At 68.2% G+C, this 4923-nt stretch carries 4 protein-coding genes and 3 pseudogenes; 3 read left to right on the top strand and 4 right to left on the bottom strand.

Going from position 1 to position 4923, the window contains the following annotated elements; genetic code table 11:
- The first annotated feature begins 147 nt into the window (after positions 1-147).
- Both ABZ656_RS56455 and ABZ656_RS56460 read left to right on the top strand, forming a co-directional pair.
- Positions 148-1425: an IS701 family transposase gene (locus ABZ656_RS56455; protein WP_101403300.1), complete on the top strand. Its 1278-nt coding sequence runs from the start codon at positions 148-150 to the stop codon at positions 1423-1425.
- Between the two features lie 186 nt (positions 1426-1611).
- Positions 1612-2712 (top strand): IS630 family transposase, encoded by a 1101-nt coding sequence (locus ABZ656_RS56460; RefSeq protein WP_360280307.1) that lies wholly within the window; start codon positions 1612-1614, stop codon positions 2710-2712.
- Positions 2713-2733: 21 nt separating this feature from the next.
- On the opposite strand, the gene ABZ656_RS56465 is transcribed toward ABZ656_RS56460, so the two are convergent.
- Together ABZ656_RS56465 and ABZ656_RS56470 are read right to left on the bottom strand one after the other, a co-directional pair.
- Positions 2734-3234 carry a GNAT family N-acetyltransferase gene (locus ABZ656_RS56465; RefSeq protein ID WP_101403510.1) on the bottom strand — a complete coding sequence of 167 codons (501 nt, stop codon included), beginning with the start codon at positions 3232-3234 and terminating at the stop codon, positions 2734-2736.
- Between the two features lie 163 nt (positions 3235-3397).
- Positions 3398-3505 (bottom strand): annotated as a pseudogene (locus ABZ656_RS56470) (transposase); the annotation flags it as partial.
- Between the two features lie 126 nt (positions 3506-3631).
- On the opposite strand from ABZ656_RS56470, the gene ABZ656_RS56475 reads away from it, so the two are divergent.
- Positions 3632-4000 carry a hypothetical protein gene (locus ABZ656_RS56475; protein WP_360280311.1) on the top strand — a complete coding sequence of 123 codons (369 nt, stop codon included), beginning with the start codon at positions 3632-3634 and terminating at the stop codon, positions 3998-4000.
- A 498-nt stretch (positions 4001-4498) separates the two neighbouring features.
- On the opposite strand, the pseudogene ABZ656_RS56480 reads toward ABZ656_RS56475, so the two are convergent.
- Together ABZ656_RS56480 and ABZ656_RS56485 are read right to left on the bottom strand one after the other, a co-directional pair.
- Positions 4499-4648 (bottom strand): annotated as a pseudogene (locus ABZ656_RS56480) (DDE-type integrase/transposase/recombinase); the annotation flags it as partial.
- A gap of 164 nt (positions 4649-4812) precedes the next feature.
- A pseudogene (locus ABZ656_RS56485) lies at positions 4813-4923 on the bottom strand (sterol-binding protein); the annotation flags it as partial.

Raw genomic sequence — 4923 nt, forward strand, 5'->3', positions numbered from 1 at the left:
GAACCCCTCAGCAAGGTTCATCGTCCCAGGTCAGGAAGGCACTTTCGTATTTCCGCCCCAGAACCAGCCATCCCCAAGTGAAACGGCGAGGCTAGTAGGACTCCGTTAGGTCTTCCTCTTGGTCCTGTTTGGGGGCATGTTGGAGGTGTGGACGCACATGAAGTGAACCGTGCCCGGGCGAAGTTGGCGTTATTCGTGGCTGACGTGTTCGCGTCGGTGCCGCGCAAGGATCAGCGGGCGAAGAGTGACTGCTATCTGCGGGGACTGATGCTGGACGGGCGGCGCAAGTCCATCCAGGCCATGGCGGAGCGGCTGCCGGACGGCAACGAGCAGAACCTGCAGCAGTTCGTGAACCAGTCGACCTGGGATCCGCTGCCGGTGCGGCGGCGGATCGCGGAACGAATGGTGCCGCAGATCGGCCCGGATGCCTGGGCGGTCGATGACGTGTCGTTCCCCAAGGACGGGAACATGTCGGTGGCGGTCGCGCCCCAGTACTGCGGCGCTTTGGGCAAGCAGGCCAACTGCCAGGTCGCGGTGAGCGTGCACGCGGTCTCCGACACCGCGTCCTGTCCGCTGCAGTGGCGGTTGTTCGTGCCCCAGGAGTGGGCGCACGATGCCGGACGGCGGCAGAAGACCGGGATACCGCAGGAGGTCGGGCACCGGGAGAAGTGGCGCCTGGCCCTGGACACCATCGACGAACTGGCCGGGTGGGGTCTGGTGCCGCCGGTGGTGGTGGCCGACGCCGGTTACGGGCAGAACGCCGACTTCCGCGACGGCCTGAGCGAGCGGGGCATCGGCTATGTCGTGGCGGTCCGTTCGGACGTCACCGTCCACCCGCACGGCGCCGAGCCCCACACGCCGCCGTGGTCGGGCAACGGCCGCAAGCCGCAGCCCCGCTACCGGCACAAGCCGCCCCCGGTGTCCGCGCTCGCGGCCGGCCAGGGGCGGCAGGCGTTCACCGAGGTCACCTGGCGTCAAGGCTCCCGCGGGCCGATGCGCTCGCACTTCCTGGAGTTGCGGGTGCGGCCCGCCGGAGTCAGGGCCCGCCGCCTGGCCCAGGCCGCCGCCACCGCCGAACACGGCCACTGGGACGGCGTCCTGCCCGAAGTGACGCTGCTGGCCGAATGGCCAGACGGCGCCGAAGCACCCACCGACTACTGGCTCGCTGACCTGCCCGCCGGCACCCCGATCGCCGAACTGGTCCGCCTGGCCAAAATCCGCTGGCGCATCGAGCACGACTACCGGGAACTCAAGCACGGCCTCGGCCTCGACCACTTCGAGGGACGCTCCTGGACCGGATGGCATCACCACGTCACCCTGGTCACCGCCGCCCACGCCTTCCTCACCGAACAGCGCCTGGCCCCAAAAGCCGATACAGCGGACTCACCCTCTACCAGACCCTCGACGCCATCCAAGACCTGCTGAACTGCTGGACCGGCACCTGCACCACCTGCCACCGCCCCCTACCCAGAACAGCCACCACCAGCCCAGACCCAAGAGCCAGAACAACCTAACGGAGTCCTACTAGTGCTGTGACCGCATAGGTTCGCCGGTTTGCTGGTCGGGGCGGTTGGATGGGCGGTGACGTCCGATCCGTCCGGTGGAGGTGCGGTGGCCGAGCCTGTCCGTGTGTGCAGACTGACCGATCGGGAGGGGCAGAAATTGCAGCAGATCGTGCGGCGGGGCAGCACCAGCTCGGTGCGCTATCGGCGCGCGATGATGCTGCTGGCCTCCGCCGGCGGGAACCGTGTCCCGGTCATCGCCCAGCTGGTGGCGGCCGACGAGGACACGGTGCGCGATGTGATCCACCGGTTCAACGAGATCGGTCTGGCCGGCCTGGACCCTCGCCGGGCGGGAGACCGTCCCCGCCAGCTCAGTCCTGACGACGAGGACTTCGTCGTCGCGACGGCCACCACCCGACCGGCCAAGCTCGGCCAGCCCTTCACCCGCTGGTCGATCCGGAAGCTCGTCCTCTACCTGCACCGGGTTCACGGGCGGGTGATCCGCATCGGCCGCGAGGCGTTACGGTGCCTGCTCACCCGACGCAGCGTCACCTTCCAGCGCACCAAGACCTGGAAGGAGTCACCGGACCCCGAGCGCGACGCCAAGCTCGACCGCATCGAGTACTTTCCCGACCGTGTCTTCGCCTTCGACGAGTTCGGCCCGCTCGGGATCCGGCCCACCGGCGGCTCGGGATGGGCAGCATCCGGCCACCCCGAGCGGCACCCCGCGACCTACCACCGCACCCACGGGGTGCGGTACTTCCATGGCTGCTACTCGATCGGCGACGACACGCTCTGGGGCGTCAACCGCGGCAAGAAGGGCACCGCGAACACCCTGGCCGCGCTGAAGTCGATCCGCGTCGCCCGCCCCGACGGCGCCCCGATCTACGTGATCATGGACAACCTGTCCGCCCACAAAGGAGAGAAGATCCGCGTCTGGGCAAAGAAGCACCGGGTCGAGCTGTGCTTTACCCCGACCTACGCCTCTTGGGCCAACCCGATCGGGGCCCACTTCGGGCCGCTGCGGCAGTTCACCATCGCCAACTCGAACCACCCGGTGCAAACCCGTGCCCTGCACGCCTACCTGCGCTGGCGCAACGCCAACGCCCGCCACCGCGACGTCTTGGCCGCCGAACGCCGCGAGCGCGCTCGCATCCGCAGCGAGAAGGGCATCCGCTGGGGTGGACGCCCGCTCGCCGTGGTTGCATGACCAAGCGAGCCGGTGATCTACCTAGCTGTTCGTCAGGTCCTTGGCCATGACCTGTTCGCTGCCCGTGCCATCAGGCAGAGGGTCACCCGGCACACCGGTGTCCGTGAACCCGTGGCGCTCGTAGAGAGCGGCAGCCCTTTTATTGTCCGGCATCACAGACAAACGCAGAGACTTGGCACCTCGCTCTGCAGCCCACCGTGCAACCTCCCGGATCAGGCAGTCGCCGACCCCTCTGCCCCGGGCCGCGGGACTGACCCACATCGAGATCAGCTCAACGTTGTCTTCTGCATGCTCAACTGGAACGCCGCTGGCCATCCCCGCAGGACGACCGTCAACCACCGCAACGACATTGTGTGCGCCGGGAATCTCCAGACGGGCACGCCAGCGGTCTTCGCGATCACCGGCTCCCTGCCACTGGGCAAGCGTCGACCCGAACGCGTAGGGGGCCTCTGCCAGGGCTGCCTGCCGCAGTTCCCGCCAGATCGGCCAGTCGTCTGATTCCAAAGTGCGTAGTTCAAGCATGACGCAGACCCTGCCGTACTGACGGAAGCAACAGCAACGGGATAACGTCCGATCTTCGTGCCAAACCGGTGAACCTATGCGGGCACAGCACTAGTAGGACTCCGTTAGGTTGTTCTGGCTCTTGGGTCTGGGCTGGTGGTGGCTGTTCTGGGCAGGGGGCGGTGGCAGGTTCCTCGGGCACGAACAACCGCCGCTGCAGCGGACAGGACGCGGTGTCGGAGACCGCGTGCACGCTCACTGCGACCTGGCAGTTGGCCTGCTTGCCCAAAGCGCTGGATGGTGCCGCAGATCGGCCCGGATGCCTGGGCGGTCGATGACGTGTCGTTCCCCAAGGTGATCAAGAAGACGCGCGACGCGTATGCCGCATCGAAGGTGACCTGAAGGCAGGGTGAGCGGTGTGGCCAGGGCCCGAACCGAGGGGTTGCCGTCCCGCAAGCCGCTGGCGGGCAGGCCCGCGGTGCGGCGAGGCTGGCTGCCCGTCGTTCGCCTCGCGCCACGAAAGAGCACCACCTGTATGCCGTCCTGCACGACCGCACTCATGCTGGGCGAGCCCGTCCGACTGCGGCTCATCGGGACCTTGGAGCTCCTCGGGTCACAGCCCGACAAGCCGCCCGGCATCCCCAAGGGACGCGCGGTACTCCTGTTCGCATTGCTGGCTACCCACCGCAACCGGGTCGTGAGCATGGACACCATCATCGACACGCTCTGGCCCGACCACGCCCCTCCCACCGCCCCGCAGACGGTCGCCTTCACCGTACGAGGGTGACCTTGATCGGCACGCCAGGGCAGCGGCTCACGTTCCGTGACAGCGCGGCTTGTTCGGCGGCGTCGGTACTCGATGGAGCTGCCGGCAGTGGTCGGCGCCGGCCATCCTTTGAGCACCCTTCCACGCCCCCGGACGACTCGAGGGGGGCTTCCCCGTGATCGTGGACACCGGTTGTCATGCGGCGGTGGTCAGCGTAGTTGATCGCTGTTCGTAGGTGATGGGGCTGATCTGGCCGAGGCGGGAGTGCCGTCGGCGGGTGTTGTAGCGGCTCGTTCAACGGAAGACCGCGAGGCGGGCCTCGCCGGCCGCAACGCACGGTCAGCGCGCCACTGCCGACGCCGCCCCTCCGGGACATCGCTGGTCTTCAAACTCCAGTCCGCCGTAGCCACGTCGCACACCTCCGAGATCAGGGTGTTGCGACGACCAGTTGAATCCACCTTGCGCCCCGTTGTCGCTGTGAAATATCGCCCCGCGCAGACCGTCCCCACCGAGGGCCCTCGCTGCGGCCCTGAGAACGCCGGTGACCAGCGAGGTCCGCATGTGGTCGGCGATCGACCAGCCCGTCAGGCGTTTCGAGCACAGGTCCAACACCGCCGCCAGATAAAGGAATTGACCGTCGCCGATCGGGAGACAGGTGATGTCTCCCACATACCTGGTGTTCGGCTCCTGGGCAGCAAAGTCCCTCCACCGCGAGACCCTCCTCGGTGTCCTCGGCGCCGCCCCGGCCGTCACCGCTCCCGAGCCCGGGTGATCACCAGGCCCGTACGACCGCAGGCGGCCGGTCACCGTCCGGCCGCCGCGGCCCGTTGTGCTCAGGGCGCCTTGAAGAGAGCCGGGAAACGCGGAGCGAGCCAGGGCTTGCGCCCCCCGACCAGGATGCGGCCCTGAGCGAGGGCGCCCCACTGGCCCCGGCGCCCGAGCGC

This window comes from Streptomyces sp. NPDC007095 (genome assembly GCF_040634475.1).
Taxonomy (GTDB): Bacteria; Actinomycetota; Actinomycetes; order Streptomycetales; family Streptomycetaceae; genus Streptomyces.

What these genes read in the sequence shown, in the direction of transcription:
- ABZ656_RS56465 (WP_101403510.1), bottom strand. Translation starts at nt 3,234, where the DNA reads ATGCTTGAACTACGCACTTTGGAATCAGACGACTGGCCGATCTGGCGG.